At 32.4% G+C, this 22,490-nt stretch carries 21 protein-coding genes; 11 read left to right on the plus strand and 10 right to left on the minus strand.

From position 1 onward, the window contains the following. The first annotated feature begins 167 nt into the window (after positions 1-167). From alaS to Q1B05_RS03010, 3 genes are all read left to right on the plus strand, one after another. Entirely contained in the window at positions 168-2,786 is a 2,619-nt protein-coding gene (alaS, locus tag Q1B05_RS03000) for an alanine--tRNA ligase (RefSeq protein WP_299777394.1), read from the plus strand. A gap of 3 nt (positions 2,787-2,789) precedes the next feature. After that, positions 2,790-3,752, plus strand: coding sequence for a GSCFA domain-containing protein (locus Q1B05_RS03005; protein ID WP_299777396.1), 963 nt, complete (start codon positions 2,790-2,792; stop codon positions 3,750-3,752). Between the two features lie 238 nt (positions 3,753-3,990). Continuing rightward, a complete protein-coding gene (locus tag Q1B05_RS03010) occupies positions 3,991-4,605 on the plus strand; it encodes a DUF4230 domain-containing protein (RefSeq protein ID WP_299777398.1) in 615 nt (204 codons plus the stop codon). On the opposite strand, the gene Q1B05_RS03015 is transcribed toward Q1B05_RS03010, so the two are convergent. After that, positions 4,600-4,905, minus strand: coding sequence for a rhodanese-like domain-containing protein (locus Q1B05_RS03015; protein WP_299777400.1), 306 nt, complete (start codon positions 4,903-4,905; stop codon positions 4,600-4,602). The two genes, Q1B05_RS03010 and Q1B05_RS03015, sit on opposite strands and share 6 nt — an antisense overlap. Before the next feature lie 106 nt (positions 4,906-5,011). On the opposite strand from Q1B05_RS03015, the gene Q1B05_RS03020 reads away from it, so the two are divergent. After that, entirely contained in the window at positions 5,012-5,770 is a 759-nt protein-coding gene (locus tag Q1B05_RS03020; protein ID WP_299777402.1) for an enoyl-CoA hydratase/isomerase family protein, read from the plus strand. 177 nt (positions 5,771-5,947) lie between these two features. Here Q1B05_RS03020 and Q1B05_RS03025 read toward each other — a convergent pair whose 3' ends face one another. Both Q1B05_RS03025 and Q1B05_RS03030 read right to left on the minus strand, forming a co-directional pair. Then, positions 5,948-6,487, minus strand: coding sequence for a DUF4136 domain-containing protein (locus tag Q1B05_RS03025; protein WP_299777404.1), 540 nt, complete (start codon positions 6,485-6,487; stop codon positions 5,948-5,950). A 288-nt stretch (positions 6,488-6,775) separates the two neighbouring features. Then, the gene (locus Q1B05_RS03030) at positions 6,776-6,940 is read right to left on the minus strand and encodes a DUF5522 domain-containing protein (RefSeq protein ID WP_299777406.1); all 165 of its coding nucleotides are present in this window, start codon (positions 6,938-6,940) and stop codon (positions 6,776-6,778) included. 49 nt (positions 6,941-6,989) lie between these two features. On the opposite strand from Q1B05_RS03030, the gene Q1B05_RS03035 reads away from it, so the two are divergent. Further along, the gene (locus Q1B05_RS03035; protein WP_299777408.1) at positions 6,990-7,313 is read left to right on the plus strand and encodes a hypothetical protein; all 324 of its coding nucleotides are present in this window, start codon (positions 6,990-6,992) and stop codon (positions 7,311-7,313) included. A gap of 2 nt (positions 7,314-7,315) precedes the next feature. Here Q1B05_RS03035 and Q1B05_RS03040 read toward each other — a convergent pair whose 3' ends face one another. Together Q1B05_RS03040 and Q1B05_RS03045 are read right to left on the minus strand one after the other, a co-directional pair. Beyond that, positions 7,316-10,384, minus strand: coding sequence for a GEVED domain-containing protein (locus Q1B05_RS03040; RefSeq protein ID WP_299777410.1), 3,069 nt, complete (start codon positions 10,382-10,384; stop codon positions 7,316-7,318). Positions 10,385-10,690: 306 nt separating this feature from the next. Then, a complete protein-coding gene (locus Q1B05_RS03045) occupies positions 10,691-13,285 on the minus strand; it encodes a T9SS sorting signal type C domain-containing protein (RefSeq protein ID WP_299777412.1) in 2,595 nt (864 codons plus the stop codon). A 252-nt stretch (positions 13,286-13,537) separates the two neighbouring features. On the opposite strand from Q1B05_RS03045, the gene Q1B05_RS03050 reads away from it, so the two are divergent. From Q1B05_RS03050 to hemL, 3 genes are read left to right on the plus strand one after another with little or no spacing between them, the layout of a single operon-like run. Next, the gene (locus Q1B05_RS03050; protein WP_299777414.1) at positions 13,538-14,455 is read left to right on the plus strand and encodes a 1-aminocyclopropane-1-carboxylate deaminase/D-cysteine desulfhydrase; all 918 of its coding nucleotides are present in this window, start codon (positions 13,538-13,540) and stop codon (positions 14,453-14,455) included. A gap of 4 nt (positions 14,456-14,459) precedes the next feature. Further along, positions 14,460-15,275: a glucosaminidase domain-containing protein gene (locus tag Q1B05_RS03055; RefSeq protein WP_299777416.1), complete on the plus strand. Its 816-nt coding sequence runs from the start codon at positions 14,460-14,462 to the stop codon at positions 15,273-15,275. A gap of 16 nt (positions 15,276-15,291) precedes the next feature. Beyond that, positions 15,292-16,584, plus strand: coding sequence for a glutamate-1-semialdehyde 2,1-aminomutase (hemL, locus tag Q1B05_RS03060; RefSeq protein ID WP_299777418.1), 1,293 nt, complete (start codon positions 15,292-15,294; stop codon positions 16,582-16,584). 120 nt (positions 16,585-16,704) lie between these two features. Here hemL and Q1B05_RS03065 read toward each other — a convergent pair whose 3' ends face one another. The 3 genes from Q1B05_RS03065 to lysS all read right to left on the minus strand — a co-directional run bounded on the left by Q1B05_RS03065 (position 16,705) and on the right by lysS (position 19,928). Beyond that, a complete protein-coding gene (locus Q1B05_RS03065) occupies positions 16,705-17,184 on the minus strand; it encodes a hypothetical protein (RefSeq protein ID WP_299777420.1) in 480 nt (159 codons plus the stop codon). Positions 17,185-17,297: 113 nt separating this feature from the next. Continuing rightward, entirely contained in the window at positions 17,298-18,224 is a 927-nt protein-coding gene (locus Q1B05_RS03070) for an endonuclease/exonuclease/phosphatase family protein (protein ID WP_299777422.1), read from the minus strand. Positions 18,225-18,230: 6 nt separating this feature from the next. Further along, positions 18,231-19,928 carry a lysine--tRNA ligase gene (lysS, locus tag Q1B05_RS03075; protein ID WP_299777424.1) on the minus strand — a complete coding sequence of 566 codons (1,698 nt, stop codon included), beginning with the start codon at positions 19,926-19,928 and terminating at the stop codon, positions 18,231-18,233. Between the two features lie 164 nt (positions 19,929-20,092). On the opposite strand from lysS, the gene Q1B05_RS03080 reads away from it, so the two are divergent. From Q1B05_RS03080 to lipB, 3 genes are all read left to right on the plus strand, one after another. After that, positions 20,093-20,251 carry a YqaE/Pmp3 family membrane protein gene (locus Q1B05_RS03080; RefSeq protein ID WP_083495670.1) on the plus strand — a complete coding sequence of 53 codons (159 nt, stop codon included), beginning with the start codon at positions 20,093-20,095 and terminating at the stop codon, positions 20,249-20,251. Between the two features lie 131 nt (positions 20,252-20,382). Beyond that, positions 20,383-21,129 carry a hypothetical protein gene (locus Q1B05_RS03085; RefSeq protein WP_299777427.1) on the plus strand — a complete coding sequence of 249 codons (747 nt, stop codon included), beginning with the start codon at positions 20,383-20,385 and terminating at the stop codon, positions 21,127-21,129. A 5-nt stretch (positions 21,130-21,134) separates the two neighbouring features. Then, entirely contained in the window at positions 21,135-21,839 is a 705-nt protein-coding gene (gene lipB, locus Q1B05_RS03090) for a lipoyl(octanoyl) transferase LipB (protein WP_299777429.1), read from the plus strand. A 9-nt stretch (positions 21,840-21,848) separates the two neighbouring features. Here lipB and Q1B05_RS03095 read toward each other — a convergent pair whose 3' ends face one another. Then, complete coding sequence (locus tag Q1B05_RS03095; RefSeq protein ID WP_299777431.1) at positions 21,849-22,040, minus strand: hypothetical protein; 192 nt, start codon at positions 22,038-22,040, stop codon at positions 21,849-21,851. A 61-nt stretch (positions 22,041-22,101) separates the two neighbouring features. Next, complete coding sequence (locus Q1B05_RS03100) at positions 22,102-22,398, minus strand: Bor family protein (protein WP_299777433.1); 297 nt, start codon at positions 22,396-22,398, stop codon at positions 22,102-22,104. Between the last annotated feature and the right edge of the window lie 92 nt (positions 22,399-22,490).

Raw genomic sequence — 22,490 nt, forward strand, 5'->3', positions numbered from 1 at the left:
TTGTGGCAAACCTACAAAAAATATTTTCGTTGCAAATTTAATAAACAAATGACAATATTTTGCGTCTAGCTTTAGTCAAACCTTAATTTAACAATATATTTGCACTTTAAAACCAAAAAGCGACTTTTTAAAAGTAGTCAATTTAATAACAGTTTGTTACATATAATATGAAATCTCAAGACATTCGATCTAAATATTTAGAATTTTTTAAAAGTAAAGGTCATACCATAGTGCCTTCTGCACCAATGGTTTTAAAAAATGATCCTACGTTAATGTTTGTTAATTCTGGAATGGCTCCTTTTAAAGAATACTTCTTAGGTCAAGCTAAACCTATAAATAATCGTTTAACAGATTCACAAAAATGTTTACGTGTTTCTGGAAAACATAACGATTTAGAAGAAGTAGGATACGATACGTATCATCATACTTTATTTGAAATGTTAGGGAACTGGAGTTTTGGAGATTATTTTAAAAAAGAAGCTATTGCCTGGTGTTGGGAGTTATTAACCGAAGTATATGGTATAGATAAAGATATTTTATACGTTACCATTTTTGAAGGCGATGAAGCAGATGGTACACCAATAGATCAAGAAGCTTACGATTTTTGGAAAGAGATTGTTTCGGAAGACCGTATTCTTAAAGGAAACAAAAAAGATAATTTTTGGGAAATGGGAGATCAAGGACCATGTGGACCTTGTAGTGAAATACATGTAGATATTCGCTCTGCAGATGAAAAGGCTAAAATAGATGGTAAATCTTTAGTAAACGCAGATCATCCTCAAGTTGTAGAGATTTGGAACTTGGTCTTTATGCAATACAATCGTAAAGCAAACGGAAGTTTAGAAGCGTTACCTAATAAGCATATCGATACAGGTATGGGATTCGAGCGTTTATGTATGGTTATGCAAGGTGTGCAGTCTAATTACGATACAGATGTGTTTACTCCAATTATTCGTGAAATTGAAACCATTTCTAAAACAGAATACGGAAAAGATGAACAAGTAGATGTTGCCATTCGTGTGATTTCAGATCACGTGCGTGCTGTAGCTTTTTCTATAGCAGATGGGCAATTACCAAGTAATACCGGGGCAGGTTATGTTATCCGTCGTATTTTGCGTCGTGCTGTACGTTATAGTTTTACATTTTTAGATCAGAAAGAACCGTTTATTTATCGTTTGGTAAATGTACTTAGTAGTAAAATGGGAGATGCATTCCCAGAATTAAAAGTTCAAAAACAATTAATTCAAAATGTTATAAAAGAAGAAGAAGTGTCTTTTTTAAGAACCTTAGACCAAGGTTTAGTCTTATTAAATGGTATTATAGAGAATGCTTCAGAATCAGTTATTTCTGGAGAGAAAGCATTCGAATTATATGATACGTATGGATTTCCAATTGATTTAACGTCTTTAATTCTTCGTGAAAAAGGATTGGCGTTAGATGAAGCTGGTTTTCATACAGCCATGGAAAAACAGAAGTCCAGATCTCGTTCTGCTAGTGAAATGTCTACAGACGATTGGACCGTTTTAATAGAGGATGCCGTTCAAGAATTTGTTGGATACGATCTCTTAGAGGCACAAGTAAGAATAACTCGATATAGAAAAGTAGTTTCTAAAAAAGATGGTACTATGTATCAATTAGTCTTTAATTTAACACCGTTTTATCCTGAAGGCGGAGGGCAAGTAGGAGATAAAGGTTATATAGAATCTCCTAACGGAAACATTTCTTATATTTTAGATACTAAAAAAGAGAATAATGTTGTTTACCATTTAGTAAAAGAACTTCCTGAAGACTTAAATAAAATATTTAAAGCAGGAGTAGATGCTAAACAACGTAACAGAACGTCTAGTAATCATACCGCAACGCATTTGTTACATCAAGCCTTACGCGAAATTTTAGGCGAACATGTAGAACAAAGAGGATCTGCGGTGCATTCTAAAAATTTACGTTTCGATTTTTCACATTTTTCTAAAGTAACTAACGAGCAGTTACAAGATGTAGAAGATTTTGTAAATGCACGTATAGAAGGAAAATTACCTTTACAAGAGCAACGCAATATTCCAATGCAAAAAGCGATAGACGAAGGTGCAATGGCATTGTTTGGCGAGAAATACGGAGATACCGTTAGAGCCATTCGTTTTGGTAAATCTATAGAGCTTTGTGGAGGTACTCATGTGCAAAATACAGCCGATCTTTGGCATTTTAAAATTACTTCGGAAAGTGCAGTTGCTTCTGGAATACGTAGAATTGAAGCCATAACAGGAGATGCTGTAAAAGATTTCTATACAGATAATAGTAAGATATATTTCGAAATGAAAGAATTGCTTAATAATGCTCAAGAGCCTATTAAAGCATTGGTTTCATTACAAGAAGAAAACACAAGTCTTAAAAAACAAGTAGATGTGCTTTTAAAGGAGAAAGCAAAACATGTAAAAGGCGAGCTTAAAAATAAAATTGAAACTATAAATGGGATTCAATTTTTAGCCAAACAAGTTGATTTGGATGCTGGGGGTATTAAAGATTTGTCTTTTGAATTAGGAGGAACTTTAAACAATGCATTTTTAGTATTTGGAACAGAACAAAACGGAAAAGCATTATTGTCTTGTTACATTTCTAAAGAGTTGGTTGAAAGTGATAAATTAAACGCAGGGCAAGTGGTTCGCGAATTAGGAAAATATATTCAAGGCGGTGGCGGTGGTCAACCCTTTTTTGCTACAGCTGGAGGTAAAAAACCAGAAGGCATTCAAGAGGCTTTACTAGCTGCTAAAAATTATGTTGTAAAAGCATAACTTATGAAACTTTTTATCGAGATCCCAATAAAACACCAAACCGAAAGTCAAATTGATTATCAGTCTAAAATGTTATTATTGGGATCTTGTTTTGTAGAAAACATAGGTAAAAAGTTTGATTATTTTAAATTTCAAAATCTTCAAAATCCGTTTGGAGTCTTATTTCAGCCAAAAGCTATAGAACAGTTAATTAAACATGCTATACATGGAAACGTTTATACAGATAAAGATGTGTTTCAGCAACATGATATTTGGCATTGTTTTGAAGCGCATTCTAAATTAAGTGGGTTAGATAAAACGGCTGTATTACACGGGTTAAATTCAGCTTTAAAAGAAACAAAACAGTTTTTAGAAACGGCTACACATGTTGTTATTACCTTAGGAACGTCTTGGGTGTATAAACATCTAGATTCTAATATAATTGTAGCGAACTGCCATAAAGTGCCTCAAAAAGCATTTAAAAAGGAGTTATTAAGTAGTGATGACGTTTTACATTCTTTACAAAATATACAACACTTAATTGCTTCGGTTAATCCTAATGCAACCATTATTTTTACGGTATCTCCAATCCGACATACAAAAGATGGGTTTGTAGAAAATACACGAAGTAAATCTCATTTAATTACTGCGATTCATCAGCTTTTAGAGGAGTCTGCTATGAATACATTGCATTATTTTCCGTCTTATGAGATTATGATGGATGAACTTCGTGATTATCGATTTTATGCAACAGACTTAGTGCACCCCAATCAAATTGCTATCGATTATATTTGGGAAAAATTTACAGCATCTTGGTTTAATAATTCAACGACATCTATTATGAAAGAGGTGCAAATCATTCAAAGCGGATTACAACATAAGCCTTTTAATGCATCTTCTAAGGAACATCAGAAATTTCTTGTTAACTTAAATAAGAGAATTACTGCTATACAAGAAAAAATTAGTGGTATTAATTTTTCTGTGTAAGAAAATATTGTTAAATATTTGTTTTCAGCACATTACGACTATTATTTGAGCTAGTTGTCTAAAATAATAGCTTTACTTTTAAATAAATTCTAATTTACACATGCTATTAATCAATCTGATAAGAGCATCAACCTCTATAATGCGTAATGCATATATACGCAAGGAGTTGATGCTTTTTTATGATTAAAAGTACCGTGTTAAAGATCATATTTTATACCTTTAAATAAAAAATGGATTAATGCGAAATATAATTTTTGGAGTTCTAGTTGCCATAGTGTTATTCTTCTCTTTTAAGTATTTTAATACCAAGAAAGCAGATGAAGCTAAGCTTATAGAAAACTCGATGTTAATTCAGGAGCAAATTAAAAATGTTGGTAAATTAGTCGTTACCGAAGGTCATTTTAGTGAGGTGTTTTCGTACAAAGATTCTAGAGATGTATTTCCGTATTTAGTAACAGCAGAAAAAAAAGCTTTAGTCGTGGTGAATGCAGATGTTACTATTGCTTACGATTTAAGTAAGATTGTTTATGATATTGATGAGGTGAATAAGGTTTTAAATATTACATATATACCAAAAGAAGAAGTAAAGATTAGTCCAGAATTTGAATATTATGATATTCAAGCCGATTTTTTAAATCAGTTTGAAGCAAAAGATTATAATAAGATTAAAAATAAAGTGAAAGCTTCTTTGATGAAAAAAGTTGAAGCTTCAGAATTTAAGAAAAACTCAAAAAATAGATTGATAAGTGAATTGGCTAAGTTTTATGTGTTAACCAATTCTTTAGGGTGGACGTTGCAGTATAATGATACGCCAATTACAGCCGAAAAGAATCTAGACGATTTAAAACTATAGTACACTTTTTAATGTTCTGTAGCTTCCGCCGTTAGTGGCTTCAATACCATTTATGAGTAAATATTTAACAGCTTTAGCCGATCTGACTCCACTAGCACAGCACACAATAAAAGGTTTCTGTGTTGCTTTTAACGTTTTAACTTTTTGATGTAATTCATCTATAGGAATGTTTTCCGATCCAATAATATGTCCGTTTTTATATTCTTTTTTTGAGCGAACATCTAAAATTATGGCACCTCTAGATTTGAAATCTTCAATATTTCGTTTTTGCCTTCTGAATAAAAAATCTAATAAACTCATCCCTTTTTTTATAAAAATACGAGTTTTATTAGGAAAAATAAAGGATATGATTAGGCAACTTAAAAAAATCAGTATCTTCGATTTTCAATATTTATGCAATTAAAACATGAACAAACCTTTCGTAAAACAAGTCGTTTTATCCGGCGTAAGCACTATTACTTTTTACAATCCGTCGCATAATGCGTTACCTAGTGGTTTACTTTCTAATTTAGAAAAGGAGATTAATTTGGCAGCTAATAATGATGCCGCTCAAGTTGTGGTTTTACAAAGCGGTGGAGATAGAACATTCTGTGCAGGAGCCAGTTTTAATGAATTAATAAATATAGAAACAGAAGCCCAAGGGGAATTGTTTTTTACTGGTTTTGCTAAGGTTATTAATGCCATGCGAAAATGTCCGAAATTTATAGTTTGTAAAGTGCAAGGTAAGGCTGTTGGTGGAGGTGTAGGTCTTGCTGCTGCTGCAGATTATTGTTTGGCAACACAATATGCATCAATAAAACTGAGTGAATTGAGTATTGGTATTGGCCCTTTTGTTATAGAACCTGCTGTAAGTCGAAAAATAGGAGTTGGTGCAATGTCTGAAATGACCATTAATGCAAAACAGTTTTACACTGCACAATGGGCAGAGCAAAAAGGTTTATATGCTACTGTTTTTGAATCGAAGAGGGCGTTAGATAATGCTACTGAATTATTAGTTGAGAACTTAAAAACCTATAATCCTGAAGCAATGCAAGCTATGAAAACGGTAATGTGGGCTCATACCTCGCACTGGGACGATTTACTTATGGCACGTGCTACAATTAGTGGGCGTTTGGTTTTAAGCGCCTTTACAAAAGAGGTATTACAGAAGTATAAAACATCTTAACTCTTTTTTGTAAGAATTTTATATGGTTTTCATATACTATGTATGGCTTATCTATGGAGTATCTATAGCTAAGCTATGTCTTAGGATGGGCGTTTTCTTAGCTAATGGAGGAAACATACCATAAAAAAAGAACCTATTTCTAGGTTCTAATCACTATTTTTCTTTTTCAAGGAAATATTATTTTTTTACTTCTGGCGGATAGTTTGATAGAATCTCGGCAACAAATTCTTGGATGCGTTCTTCTTTCTTGTTTATATTGTCATTTAACATTCCAGAACCTAAACCTTGCCAAACTAATTCTTTTTTCTTAGCATCAATAAGATCTATGTATAAGGAACCTTCTGTAGATCGTGTTACAGATGTATTGTTGTAATTGTTATAATATGGACTCCATCCCCAACCATAACCATAAGGGCCAAATCCCATATTGTTATTATATACGTTTACTTGCTCTCTAGCTTTTGTGAAAATACTTATTAGTAAATCTGGACTTTCAGATTTCACAAAGCCTTTAGCTGTCAGTTCTGCCTCAATGGCATGTAAAATACGACGTTTATCTAAATCGTTTATTTCAGCTTTATCTATGCCTGTCTTGTAAAAGGCGAAAGTTTTGTATTGATCGAACTCTGTAGTTTTATCATAATCTGAAGCTACCTTTACAGAGCTGCATGCTGTTATTACTAGAAGTAGCAGTAATATTGGAATAATTTTTTTCATCTGTGTATGATTTAAAAGAAATTAATATATTATTATTTACTAAGTTAAAAAAAGATTAAACAAGTTGGTTAAGTAAACCTGATAACAATTAAAGGGGTTTATGTTATTGTGATTTCCCTATGCGTGTGTTCTTTTTAATCTTTAAAAGTTAAAATAAAACGATATATAATGCGTAATTATTGTTTTATTAACAATAATCGTACCAATGTATAGCTTGTTGTTTATACTATAATTAGTAAGATTATTTGAATACACCTTTCATTGTTATCTGTCTAATTTCAAATTTGGTTAAGATTTGAAGCTATCTGTTTTTTTATCGTAACCATAAGGGCAATGTCTACAACCACTTTTGCAGCAATAGCCTCTTTTTAGGTGGTATTTTTCGGTAAAACAGCGATATCCTTCTGGAGTTAAATAGTAATCGCCTTCTTCTACTGGAATTATTTTTTTCATGATATGCAAAGATACTGTAATTTGGATTGATTTTTGAAACAGGCTATTTATGATTTTAATTTCAAAATATATTACTCCTAAATGGTGTCTAGGCATAACTTTGTACCCGTTTGTTTTTTTAAGAGACTCGGCTTTAAAATCCGATCGTGTTTTAATTAATCATGAACGTATTCATTTAAAACAACAATTGGAGTTATTGGTTTTACCTTTTTATACCTGGTATGGCATTGAGTTTTTGGTGCGTTTAATTCAATATAAGGACAGGCATACTGCTTATAGAAATATTTCTTTTGAGCGAGAAGCTTATGCTAAAGAAAAAGACCTTAACTATTTAAAGTTAAGGTCTTGGTTTTCTTTTTTGAAGTATTTATAAGCTTAATAAATAACTTTCTGTGTTTTAGTCGTTCCGTTTGTTAAAGTAGCTTTTACAATTAACGGACTGTTGGTTGGTTTTAACTGATTTAATTTTACTTCAGAAGCATTTAATTTATTAGCTTGATAAATGACACGTCCTATTATGTCGTAAACAATAATTTTGTTTATTGTACTTGTGGTACTAGTTGCTTTAATAAAGTTTTTAGTTGCGATAATTTTAAAATTAGCATCCACAATAGCATCTTCAATACCTAAGGTACTATTTTGATAGCGTAATATAAAACGATCGTTAAACGTTCCTGCTTCTGATGAAAATGAGTAAGCAGAGTCTTTTAAATTATGTATTGTATTTTCATAAAGATCTTCTAGATAAATATCTTGATCATTTTCAAACACACCTTCTACTTTATTGATTCCAATGGTAAATACATCTTTTTTTGTACTAATTAGACCTAAAGGCACTTTGTCTGTTTCTAAAAATGGATTGGCTTTACCTTGAATAACAAATGCTTCATCTTCTATGATAGAATAAAGAGAAGTGGTGTTTGAATTCATAATTACAGCATCGTAAAGTGGATCTTTTGCATTTACTGCACCATCAAAATAACCTAAAAGCATACTTGAAGATGTTTCTTCGCTATCGATTAAATCTAACCAAATTCTATTTTTTTCACCGCTAGTTCTATAAAATTCGGAGTTGCTATATTCTGAGGTATAGCTTCGCATGTCGTTAGTAAATGTTACAGTGTTTGGTGTACTTGCAGCATGCTTCATTAAAACAAAGAAGCCTTGTCCAGAAGCAATGTAACCATCGAATCCAGAAGGAGAAGAACCAGCTAATGTATACGTAATATAATCGTCTGAGTTGTAGCTTTCAATTTCGTTTGCATAAAAAGGCGTATCGTTTCCAGAGCTAAGTTCTGAAGCATGAGTCCAAACGCGAACACCTCCTTCAACTGTTCCTCCAGATACAGATTCGCCAGCATCTAAAGAACCGCTGTTTTCTGTTAAGAAATCATCTGCATTAATAGCTGAAGGGTAAGGATTTCCTATTAAGTTCCAGTTATCGTCTATTTTAGTTACAGCAGTACTAGAAATATCAATGTAATCACTTCCGTTATAAGTCCCTCTAGTGATGGTTGTGTTTATTGTTCCATTATTAGGTTTGTCGTCTTGGTAGGATGCGGTATAGTTGTTACCTCTTATAATGTACCCTTTTCCAACAGTCATATTTGTATTTGATACTTTAGACCAGTTTCCGTATTTATTATTTATAGTTGGTAGCCACTCATAACGATATGAGGAGGTAGATATATTATCTATATTAAAGCTTTGAACAGGAGAAGACCAATAGGTATAATCTGTATTGTATGATGTTGTAGAGGTTCTGTTTACGGTAAATGTTCCCGAAGATGAATTAGTATCCTCGCTAGATTGAACTAAACTCGCATCATCATTAAGTGTTATATCTCCGTCTAGCGTTAATGTTTCATCAATTACAAGCACAGAAGTGTCATTAACGTCCCATGAAGCATTTGAAGATATTAAAGAGAAATTTTTAACAGTTAAGAGACTATTATCTTCAATAGTACCATTGGCACTAGATTCTAAATACCCATCTTCTATAATTAATGAGCTACCATCTGTAATATAAATTGGAGAATTGGATGAAATAAATTCAGAAACCTGTAATTCTGCTTGAACAGATAATGTTAATTGAGAGTCATCTCCTAAAATGGTAATAGATTTAGCGTAGGCAATACCATTACTATTTCCTGTAGTTTCATATCCTTTTATTTTGGGATTGCTGTTACCACTTAATGTATTTATAGTCACACAATCGTCTGCTGTAGGTACACCTTTAGGTTCCCAATTACTAGAAACAAACCAACCTATACCGTTATCTCCTACCCACGTTTTACAGCTCGCTTCTTCCTCTTCAACAATTAAAGTATAGTCTTCGGCTTGACCTTCATCAAAAGTACTACATGCATCTGTAGCAGAACTACCTTCTGTCTTAATTATACGTATAAGAGTTGTTCCTAATATAGCATTATCAGGAACTATTATATTCCCTATAACAGTATTTGAATCTACTCCTGTAGAATTTCTGAAATCTCCTATTTTTTGCTCTTCATAAGCATCTTCATCGTCATCAAATACACCATCTTGATTCCAATCGATAAAAGCCATAAAGAAATTTTTATTATTACCGTTTGTATTTCCTTTTATAGTTATTTCGTAAGTCTCTCCTTGAGTAACTGTTCCTGATATATCACAAAAGGTTTCCAGACCTTGGCTACCATTTATTGTGTCATCTGTAGTATTATTAATACCTGCAAAGGTAACATTTGTAATAGGTTCTACAGATGTAAAGCTTGTAGTACAATAACTTGAAGAGCCGCTATCTCCATACATAGTAATGCGAATGTACCCGTCACCACCATCGCCTCCCGTGGCATTATTATTACCTCTTCTAGTTCCACCGCCACCACCAGCACCAGGTCCGCCATTAGAACCATCTCCCACATTGTTAGCGAGGCCTCCAGCTCCGATAGATATTCCATTGTTGTCGTTTGGGGCATCTATACCATCATTTGCAGTATCACTATTGTTATTCGCTTTGTCTCCTCCATTACCACCATTTGCTCCGACCCAATCATATGATGTAGGCCCTTGTGCTTGTATAAAAGATTGACCACCATTATTACTTCCTCCAGTAGTTCCTGTTCCTCCTGCAGCTATAGTATAGTTTAATATTTCCCCTTCAGCCACACTAATATTACTATTTGAAGCATATTTCCCTGCATCTCCACCGTCACCTCCAGCATTCTTAATAGTACTACCACCACCGGCACCACCAGATCCCCAAACTTCAATATCAATTTTAGTAACACCACATGGTATTTCATAAGTTCCTGTTCCTGGAGTGCTTAGATTGACTACGGTCTGTCCGAATCCATTAACTCCTATTAATGCAAAGCATAGAACTAAAGTAAATTGCTTAAAAAAAGAGGCTTTAAAAGAATGTGTCGCTTTAATATTTTTATAGGTAGTTATTGTTGTCATACAATTTAGATTTGGATTTTTCTTTGCAAAAATAAATATTAAAATGATTTAACAGAATTTTTAGAATAAATATTGTGTTAATTCTCAGCTAATTAAATAAAAAAGAACAAGATTTATAATCTATATATCTTGTTCTTTTTTAGTCGTATACTGTTTCTTGAATCATAAACAAGCTTGCTAATTATACTAAACTTAAAAAGGATATGGTAAAAAAAAAGCCCTTAACATATTAGTGTTAAGAGCCGAAATTTTAAAGCTGATATAATATTATAATAGTATCGCTTTTACTAAAAAAATAAGCAATAATTAATATATTACTTTTTGAGTTTTTGTTGTGCCATTGGCTAAGGTGGCTTTAACTATTAAAGGACCTTGCGTTGGAGCTAACTGATCTAATTTTACTTCAGTAGTATTTAAACCTTTAGTTTGATATAAGACACGACCTAATATATCGTATACTATAATGCTGTTAATAGTATTAGAAGTAGTGCTTGCTTTGATAAAGTTTTGAGTTGCTATAATTTTAAATTCAGAATCTATAATAGCATCATCAATACTTAAGCTTTTATCTTGATAACGTAATATGAAACGATCGTTAAACGTTCCTGCTTCTGATGAAAACGTATAAGCAGAGTCTTTTAAATTATGTATAGTGTTTTCATAAAGATCTTCTAAGTAGATGTCTTGATTATTTTCGAAATTACCATCTACATATTTAATACCTATACTATATAAATCTTTAGTTGTTGTAATAATACTTAAAGGTACTTGGTCTGTATCTAGAAATGGTAACGAACGACCTTGTATAACCATAGGTTGATTGTCTATTAAACTATAAATTCCCATTGTATTTATATCCATAGCTACAGCATCATACAATCTATCTTTTTCTTCTGTTGCACCATCTGTATATCCTAAAAGCATGGTGTTAGAACTCTTGGTTTCGTCTGCGATTAATTCTAACCAAATACGCGATTTTTGAGACGTCTCATCTGTTCTGTAAAATTCTGTATTGGTATAATATGTATCATAAGTACGCATGTCGTTTGTGAAATAGGCTTCTTCTTCGGTGCTGGGAATTACGTCTTCAAATAACACAAAGAACCCTTGTCCAGATGCGATGTAACCATTAAAGCTAGATGGCCCTGTACTACTCCCTAATAAGTTGTATGTGATGTAATCATTCACATTATAACTAAAAGTTTCGTTAGCATAGAATGGATCATCATTACTTGCACTTAGCCCATTTGTGTGTGTCCAAATACGGACGTTACCATCTAAATATTTGTTTAATTCTAAAAATTTTTGTGCACTTATTGCTGAAGGATATGGGTTTCCTAAAAGGTTCCAATTGTCATCATTACTAGTTACTAATGTTTGAGAAGAAGGACCTGTGTAATTTGCTCCTGTATAAGTGCCTTTGTATATTGGAACTGTTATATTTCCATTGTATGGTTTTTGTGCTTGAAATCTTTGTTGATAAATACTATTACCATCATCAAGGATTAATTCATCAACAAAACCTCTTACTATATAGCCTTTTCCTTGTGTCATTTCTCCTGAAGCTTTTTTCCAATTTCCAAAATTACTAGCATAAGTTCCACCATTATCTTTGGTTGCTTCCCATTCATAACGGTAGGTTGTATCCCCAATATCATCTATAGAATAACCCGGCACAGGAGAAGACCAATACACATAATCTATATCGCGTTCAATATCAATAGATCTGTCTATAGTAAATTGATCTGTATCGTTCCAGGCATTGGAAACATTTAAATCTGTTTCACTTGTTTGAATTAAACTAGAACCACTATCAATATATATAGTAGTATAATTAGTGAATTTATTCTCAATAATTAAAACAGACTCTCCTCTTACTTCTAGATTAGAACCTGAGTTAGCTCCGGTTAAACTTAAGCAGCTTAATTTAGATTGATTATTTAACACTAAGTCTCCAATAAAATTATCAACATGATTAGAGAACTCTAATTCACTTTCATAAATATAAAGACTATTACCACCTGCATTGTCAAAAATTAAATCTGTAGCAGAAAAATAACAGTTATTTTTTATAATTCCGCCTTCTTTTGTTACAATTTGCCCACTAACTATTACGTTAGTGTTGTCGAAATAATTATCTAAGTCTGAATTGCCTATCGTTAAATCTCCGTTAGAAGTAATAGACGAACTTGTTGCATTTATAGGGTCTGATATCCAAGAATCAGTATCCACAATACAATCTGTTAAATTAATATCTCCATTGTTATTTAAGTCTCCACTAATAGAAATTTTAGATCCTGTAGCTTCCAGATCGTATGAAGTCCAGTTATCTGTATTCATTCTTGCATTTACCAAGTGTACTCTAGCATTAGTACCTGAATTATCTGCATAGGTTTCTGTTTTGAAATTTTCTGTAGATATTAAATATTCTTCGCTAGGTTTGAAATTTTCTGTATATACAGCGTTTAAAAAACCACACTCAAAATCATTAGCACTAATTGTGCTATTGTAGACATCTACTGATTTTTGGTATGCTTTAAAGTATCCCTTTTCTATTGTAAGTTTACTATCAGAGATATAAATAGGAGAATTCGTGGAGAAATTATTTTGAACGGTTAATTCACCTCCATTTTGGATGGTTAAACTACCATTGTAAGCTATCGTGATAGATTTTGCCTCTGCATTAATTCCATCAATAATTGGATATCGAGAAGGGTAATTAATGACTACATCTGTACTACTAGTTGGTAAACTGCCAGAGCTCCAATTGCTCGTGTTGTTCCAATTTGTATCCGAGTTACCTGTCCAGGTCTGCCCAAAAGTGGTAATACTTAATACTCCAAAAATTATAAATAAATACAGGCGTTTCATATTATAAGACATATAAAATAGTCTTATCATTGTAGTGTTAAATTGCATAAGATTAATAGCTATATAATTTGCGGGTGCAAAAGTACTAATTTTATATAATTATTACTAGGGTGTTGAATGTAAAACGTTTAAAAGCTAAAAACTGTAGATGAATTGATGTGTGTTAGCTCTTAGATAACAATAATATCTTCAATATGTTATCTATTTTTTAATAAAAATTAGTGTTCTACCTTTTAATTGCTTTACATTTGTAAGTCAATGTTTTAATTTAATTGGCGTTTTATGCTCTTTTCGTCTGCAACCCCAAATATTAATAATCAGTTAGTCCACTTAGGTACCGATTATAATATTAGTCTTTCTATTAAGCGGGAAGACACGATTCATCCGTTTGTTAGTGGTAATAAATACAGAAAACTTCATTATAATATTTTAAAAGCAAAAGAAGAAGAACATACCACATTGTTAACTTTTGGAGGTGCATTCTCAAATCATATAGCAGCTGTTGCTTACGCGGGGCAAATGTCAGGCTTTAAAACTATAGGTATTATTCGCGGTGAAGAATTAGCTTTAGAAACGAATTTAAATCCTACGCTTAAATTTGCTGCAGCTTGTGGCATGACCTTTAAATATGTAACGCGAACAGATTTTAGACTCAAAGAAACTCCGGAATTTATACAAGGCTTACAGGATGTTTTTGGCGATTTTTATTTAATCCCAGAAGGTGGTACTAATAGCTTAGCAGTACAAGGATGTGAGCATATTTTAACACCCAAAGATTCTAGTTTTGATTATGTATGTTGTGCCGTAGGTACAGGAGGTACTATTTCTGGACTTATAAATAGCAGTACATCAAATCAAACCATTTTAGGATTTCCTGCATTAAAAGGTGATTTTTTACAACACAATATTAGTAAATTTGTAACCAAAACCAATTGGAAGTTGATAACGGATTATCATTTTGGAGGTTATGCAAAAATAAATTCTAATTTAATTCAGTTTATTAACTCTTTTAAATCGCAACATGGTATTCCTTTAGATCCAGTATATACCGGAAAAGTAATGTTTGGTATTATGGATTTAATAACGTCAGGATATTTTCCTGACCAGTCTAAAATTTTAGTTATACATACAGGAGGTTTACAAGGTGTAGAAGGTATGAATACCCAATTAAAGAAAAAGAAAATGCCTCTAATTACATAAATATATGAAACAAATAGTTGTCCTTTTATTAGTAATGAGTGTGTTGGTTAGTTGTGGTTCTCGAAAGCGAAAAACATCGTCTTCATCAAAACAACATACAGAATATTTAAAAAGTAGAAAATTTCGTCATCAGAAAACCGAGAGTAAAACGGCAGATGTTCCTGAAGAAACAGAAGAAGAAGTTGTCCATTTAGTGATAACTAATACTTCAGAATATATTCAAGTATTTGGTCCTATTGCGGTTGAAGAAATGAATTTTTATCATATTCCTGCAAGTATTACTTTGGCCCAAGGCATTTTAGAATCAGGTTCTGGTCAAGGAAGGTTAGCTGTAGAAGCCAATAATCATTTTGGAATTAAATGTCATGATTGGACAGGTGCAAGTATTCATCACGACGACGATGAAGATCAAGAATGTTTCAGAAAATATAAAGACGCCAAGTATTCGTATCGCGATCACTCCTTATTTTTAAGCGAAAGAAAGCGTTATGCTGGTTTATTCGAATTAGATATAGACGATTATAAAGGGTGGGCAAAAGGGCTTCGTGCTGCTGGTTATGCTACAGATAGAAAATATCCTGAAAAATTAATAGCACTAATAGAACGTTATAAACTGTACAACTACGATAATGGAAGTGTAGTAAATACACCAACGCGTGTTCAGTCTAGATCCAGTCAAGATGTGCATTATGTGGTTAAGGGAGATACATTGTATTCGATCTCTAAACGCTATAATATTTCGGTACAAGAACTTCAAAAAATAAACGGATTAAGGGACACTAACCTTTCTATCGGACAAGAATTGCTAGTCAAGTCCTAAATACAAAATTAATATAATGAAATATACAAGAAGTAGTGCATTATTTGCTGATGCAGAGCAAGTTATTCCTGGTGGAGTAAACTCGCCAGTTCGTGCTTTTAAAGCAGTAGGAGGGACTCCTATTTTTATAAAAGAAGCTAAAGGTGCGTATTTAACTGATGAGGATAACAATACATTTATAGATTATATAAATTCTTGGGGACCTATGATTTTAGGTCATGCCTATCCTCCTGTTGTCGATGCTATTATTGAAAAAGCAAAATTAGGAACATCGTTTGGTGCGCCTACAGAAATTGAAACAGAAATTGCCGCTTTGGCAGTATCTATGGTACCTAATATTGATAAAATACGCTTTGTAAATTCAGGAACGGAAGCTTGTATGAGTGCCGTTCGATTAGCAAGAGGATATACAGGAAAAGAAAAAATAATAAAATTTGCGGGATGTTATCACGGCCATAGTGATTCGTTTTTAATACAAGCCGGAAGTGGCGCTATGACCTTTGGAAGTCCAAATAGTCCAGGTGTTACCGCAGGTACGGCTCAAGACACATTGTTGGCAAAATATAACGATATCAATCACGTAAAATCTATTATAGAAGCAAATCCTAATGATATTGCTTGTATTATTTTAGAACCAGTTGCTGGAAATATGGGATGTGTACCACCACAAGCTAATTTTCTTGAAGAACTGAGATTACTTTGCGATGCTAATAATATTCTTTTGGTTTTTGATGAGGTCATGACTGGTTTCAGATTGGCTAGAGGAGGAGCTCAAGAATTATTTAATGTAAAAGCAGATATTGTTTGCTTTGGAAAAGTAATTGGAGGCGGATTGCCAGTAGGTGCTTTTGCCGCACGTGAAGAGATTATGAATTATCTTGCGCCTTTAGGACCAGTATATCAGGCAGGAACTTTAAGTGGAAATCCATTAGCGATGGCTGCTGGTTTAGCGATGTTAAAAGCATTAGAAAAAGATACTCAAATTTTTAATCGTTTGGCAGAAAAGACTGAATATTTACATAAAGGCATTACAAAAGTATTATCAGATCATAAAATAGGGCATACTATAAATCGTGTAGGCTCTATGATTTCTGTGCATTTTACTGAAACTCCTGTAGTCGATTTTGAAACATCTGCTTTAGGGAATAACGAGAATTTTAAAACTTTTTTCAATGGCATGTTAGAGCAAGGTGTTTATATTGCACCAAGTGCTTTTGAAACGTGGTTTATTACAGATGCTTTAACCTATGCAGATTTAGATGCAACCATAAATGCAGTACATAAAGTAGCACCGACTTTAGATAAATAATATAACTATTATCACTCTATGTTATAATAATTCAAATGAATTATAATTTGAGTGCTATATAAATAAAAACGGCAAACCAATTTAGGTTTGCCGTTTTTATTTGAATTGAAACAACGTCTATTATCCGCGTCTTTCATTATCATTACGGTCATTTTCTTTTTTACCACCTCTATCTTTTCTACCATTTGGACGATTTTCCATATTTTTTATCCACGCTGTATATTGTTCGCTTTTTAAAATGCTTTTCATTTTAGTTTTCATTATAATCTGGTTGTCTAAGCGCGCAATCATGTTGTCGTAACGTTCTTGTTGAGTCGGTTTTACTCCCGATTCTTTAGCTTTTTTAAAGGCTTCACGATTTGCTTGTTTTTCTTTTTCCTGATTTAAAGTTAAGTTATAGACTTCTTTTTGTTGAGAACTAGTAAGGTCTAAACTTAAAACCATTTTTTTAGTTTGAATTGTGGCTTGTTGTTCTGGAGTAAAATCAGAACCTGGCATACGCATTTCTTTTTTGTCTTGTCTATTGTTGTCTCCTCTTTTTTCTTGTGCCATAGCATTTAAAGAAATAAATGCTAAAGCTAAAATCATTATTTTTTTCATGATAATTATGTTTTAAATTATACCTCTATGACCAGTAGATTTTTAAAAGGTTTAATATTAAAACTTATTTTAACAACGTATTAACGCGTAGAGAGATTAGCAAGAGGAGTTTATTAAGGTCTTAATTGGTACGTTCCGACTAACAAACCGTGGTCAGAATTGTTATTAAATTCTTTATGTAAAATTATGGGTTGCCATGTTTTAGAAATCCAAATATGATCTATTTCTAATATAGGAAAAAGACTAGGCCAAGTGGCGGTAAAGCCATTGTTGTATTTGTGAAAACTTTCAAAATTTGACTTGAAAGTTTTAAAGAATAAACTTTCGTAAGGCGTATTAAAATCACCTACTATAAAATCAATGTTTTCAGATTTTACAAGAGATTTTATACTTTCAAATTCGGCTTTTTTAGATAAAGCTGGGTTTGCAAATAAATCGTTAATAAGAATTTTAAATTGTGTATTGTTAATAGTAACAGTAACGAAATTGTTTTTAGATCCTCTAGAAATTTTCTTATATACCACCGTGTTTATTTCTCCTTTAACAGCAATCATCATTTCTCCTTCTAATTGTTGTATGTTATATAAAGGGTGCTGTTTTTTAAAGGCAGAGAGATCATCTTCAGAGATGTTTTTTGCTTCAACAAAGGCTAAAATTTCAGGACGGTAAGCCTTTATTTTTTTAGAAATATCTTCTAAGGGTAAGTTTTTAGGACGTGAAATATTCCAAAATAATATGGATTTTGTATTTATAGAAGCAGTATTAACTGTAATATCGTCGGTTTTATAATGGTAATTATTGTACCAATACACACCTAGTAAACAGTTAATAGCTAATATGGATATAAGTAGAGCCTTGTGTTTGTATAAAAACAAGGCAACTACAATACCGTAAATAATAATAACAAGTAATGAGCAAGCATTAAAAATAAACACAAAAGGTTGTAGCCTATCTTTTATTACAAAATGTATAAGCAACAAAAAAGCATACCAAAAAAGAATGTATGCTTTTGTTTTGTATTTAAAAAGGAGTTGAATCATGCTTTTTTATTCATTTAGCGTGACAAACAAACCGTCGTCTGTTTTATCTACTTTGGCTACGCCTAATTTTGTTAATCCTTTTATGGTTTTGTCCCACTTTTTATTACTTAGTTGAGATTCTGATTTTAATGCATTTAATTCTATAGGTGAATTTGTTTTTAGAATATTAAAAACAGTTTTCTCGTCTTCAGACATGTCTACTTGTTTTTTCTCAGGTCTCATTTGAGGGAAAAACAATACTTCTTGAATAGATTGATTGTTGGTTAAAAACATAATTAAACGATCCATTCCAATTCCCATTCCAGATGTTGGAGGCATACCATATTCTAGAGCACGTAAAAAGTCATGATCTATAAACTCAGTTGCTTCATCGTCTCCTTTTTGAGCTAATTTTAATTGATGCTCGAAACGTTCGCGTTGGTCTATAGGGTCGTTTAATTCAGAATAAGCATTTGCAATTTCTTTTCCACAAACCATTAATTCAAAACGTTCAGTTAATTCTGGGTTATCTCTGTGTTCTTTACAAAGCGGGCTCATCTCTTTAGGGTAATCTGTAATATAAGTTGGCTGGATGTAGTTGCCTTCACATTTTTCACCAAAAATTTCATCGATTAATTTTCCTTTACCCATAGTTTCATCAACTTGGATACCTAAGCCTTTAGCGGCTTCACGTATTTCTGCTTCTGTTTTACCAGTAATATCAAATCCTGTAAAATGTTTAATAGAATCGGCCATGGTTACACGAGCATAAGGTGCTTTAAAGTCTATTTCGTGTTCTCCGAATTTTGCTTTTGTAGTACCATTTACAGCAATTGCACAATGTTCTAATAGTTTTTCACAGAAATCCATCATCCAATTGTAATCTTTGTACGAGACATAGATTTCCATGGCTGTAAATTCTGGGTTGTGCGTTCTATCCATACCTTCGTTACGGAAGTTTTTAGAAAACTCGTAAACACCATCAAAACCACCAACAATTAAACGTTTTAGGTATAACTCGTTAGCAATTCTCATATATAAGGGAATGTCTAAACTGTTGTGGTGTGTAATAAACGGACGTGCTGCTGCACCACCAGGAATAGGTTGTAAAACAGGAGTTTCTACTTCAAAATATCCAGCGTCGTTAAAGAACCCACGCATGGCATTAAATAATTTTGTACGTTTAACAAATACTTCTTTTACATGTGGGTTTACCACTAAATCTGCGTAACGTTGTCTGTAACGTTGTTCAGGATCTGTAAACGCATCGTGTACTTTACCTTCAGTATCTACACGCGGTTGAGGTAATGGGCGTAACGATTTACTTAAAATGGTAAAGTCTCTTACCATAATGGTTTTTTCTCCAACTTTGGTTGTGAATAATTCACCTTCAATTCCAACAAAATCCCCTATATCTAATAATTTTTTATAGATTGTATTGTACTTGGTTTTATCTTCTCCAGAGCAAATTTCATCACGATTAAAATATACTTGTATACGACCTTCACTGTCTTGTACTTCAGCAAAACTTGCATTTCCTTGTATTCTTCGTGACATTAATCGTCCGGCAACTATCACTTTCTTACCTTCTTCAAAATCTGTCTTAACCTGTTTACTTGTGTGTGTTAACGGATAAAGATTTGCTGGATAAGGATTAATTCCTAACTCACGAAGTTTGCTAAGCTTTTCTCTTCTTACGATTTCTTGCTCTGATAATTGCGACATACTAGTAGTGTTCTATTTAATATTTTAACTGACAAAGATAATTACTATTGGTTAGTATATCAATATATATTATCGAAAAACAAAATAGATTTTTAGAGGTGTAACAATTGCTTTTTTGTAGCGTCTTATTTATACATAATCAATCTTAAAAAAAATCAATCATAATGAGTATCTGGAGAGTAATCCTTTCAATTATATGTCCGCCATTAGCTGTTATAGGTAAAGGCTGCGGATCTGTTCTAATCGTTTTTTTATTATGGCTTTGTGGCTGGGTGCCAGGTGTAATTGCCGCTTTAGTCATTTTAAATAATCCAAAACGATAATATAAGTTCTGTTTTATACACTTCCCTGAATACCGTGATTTTACTCTTTAAAGGTGTCTTAAGGTTAAATTGAGGCTACTTTTTATATATAAGTAAGTATATTTGCAACAGTTAATAAATGAATTCAACCTATGAAAAAAATCTATGTGTTAAGCGTTTGTATTATGCTACTTTTATTGAGTAGTTGTAAATTTTCTGAAACGATTCATGTTACAGATGATGGTAGCGGAACGATGTCTTTTTCTTTTGATGGCTCTCAGTTTATGGAAATGGGAGGAGATAACTTAGGAGAATCTGAAGAAAAAACGTTAGATTCTATAATTGTATTTAAAGATTTTTTAGAAGCAAAAAAAGATAGTATCGCTACACTTCCAAAAGAAGAGCAAGAGCAACTTAAAGCTTTAGAACGTTTTAAAATGCATATGTTAATGGACCCCAATACCAAAAAAATGGTAATTGATGTTAATACCGATTTTGATGATGTTAACGAACTTGAAGATATGTTTAAAGTGTTAAATAAAGCAAATGAACTAAAGGAAACAAATGAAGTACAACAAACAAGCCCGTTAGCACAAATGGGAACTACGGAATCTAGTGAGGTACATTATACTTATAATGGAAAAGTGTTTAAACGTATTGTAAAGGTTACAAATCCTGAACTTTTAGAGGCAACAAAAGATAGTTTGGCAGATGCAGAAATGATACTTGCAGCTTCAACATATACTTTAAATTACCATTTTCCGAAGAAAATTAAATCGGTATCGTTAGAAAATGCCATGTTTAGTCAAGATCACAAGAGTTTTTCTGCAGAACTTAGCTTTAAGGACTATTTAACAGATCCTGAAAGTTTGAATGTAGAAGTTATATTAGAAGATTAATTACTTTGAATAAAAAAATAAAATTACAAGACTTAGGTTTACGAGATTATAAGGATACTTGGGATTACCAAGAGGAATTATTTAAACAAATAGTAGATCTTAAAATTCAGAACAGAAGAGAGAATACAACTATTCCAACACCTAATTACTTTCTGTTTGTAGAGCACCCACATGTATATACTTTGGGTAAAAGCGGACATATGTCTAATATGTTACTAAACGAAGAGCAGTTAAAAGAAAAAGGGGCAACGTTTTACAAAATTAATCGCGGTGGTGATATTACTTATCACGGTCCTGGTCAAATTGTAGGTTATCCTATTTTAGATTTAGATAATTTCTTTACAGATATACACAAGTATCTTCGTTTTTTAGAAGAAGTTATTATTCTAACGTTAAAAGAATACGGATTAGAAGCAGAGCGTAGTCCTGGAGAAACCGGAGTTTGGTTAGATGTAGGAACGCCGTTTGCTAGAAAAATTTGTGCCATGGGTGTACGCGCTAGTCGTTGGGTAACCATGCATGGTTTTGCTTTAAATGTGAATGCTAATTTAGGCTATTTTGATAATATTATTCCTTGTGGTATTCGTGGTAAGGCGGTAACCTCTCTTAATGTAGAATTGGGAGTAAAAGAAGTTAATGAAGTTGAAGTAAGAGCTAAACTTCAGAAACATTTTAGTGAATGTTTCGAGTCGGAATTTGTCTTAGAGTAAATATATACGCTATTCTTTAACGGTCTTACTTTTTGTTAAAAAAGCAATGGATGTAAATATTACGAAAAGTATTACTTTTCCAATTAAGTATCCGTAACCATATTCTGTTAATCGGTCTAAGTCTGTTGCTACAATTTGCACAATATTAATACCTAATAGAAGAGCAATGATTAAAGAAATATAGAATACTATTTTTTTCATTATTAAAAATATTAAAAAGCGAGGTTGTTACTAACAACCTCGCTTTTTTAGTTAAAAAAAACTATTTTGTAACTGTAGTCATTGTTGGTGTGTAGATACCAAAAGTAAGAGCAGCAACTAAACCGTTAACAAACGTTTGTTGAGTGTTTACAGTATAATCTGTAGCTCCACCTGCCATTTCTTTAGCATCTGAAACTCCAACTGGTGCTAAACCGTAAATCACATAATGATTCCATTCTTTGGTTTGAGAGTTTCCTTGTGCTCCTGCTCCTACAACAGTTGTGTAAGAATAACAAGATGTTAATAACATTGATGATGCAAATACTACAGTCATCATTTTCATTGTTTTTTTAAACATGGTTTTTAAGTTTTAGTTGTTGTACATTAATTTATAATACTCAAGTATTGAGTTCTTTTTTAGTATAATAGTAACAGTGTTACCATACTATC

This window comes from uncultured Formosa sp. (assembly GCF_947500765.1).
In the GTDB taxonomy this organism is placed as follows: Bacteria; Bacteroidota; Bacteroidia; order Flavobacteriales; family Flavobacteriaceae; genus Formosa.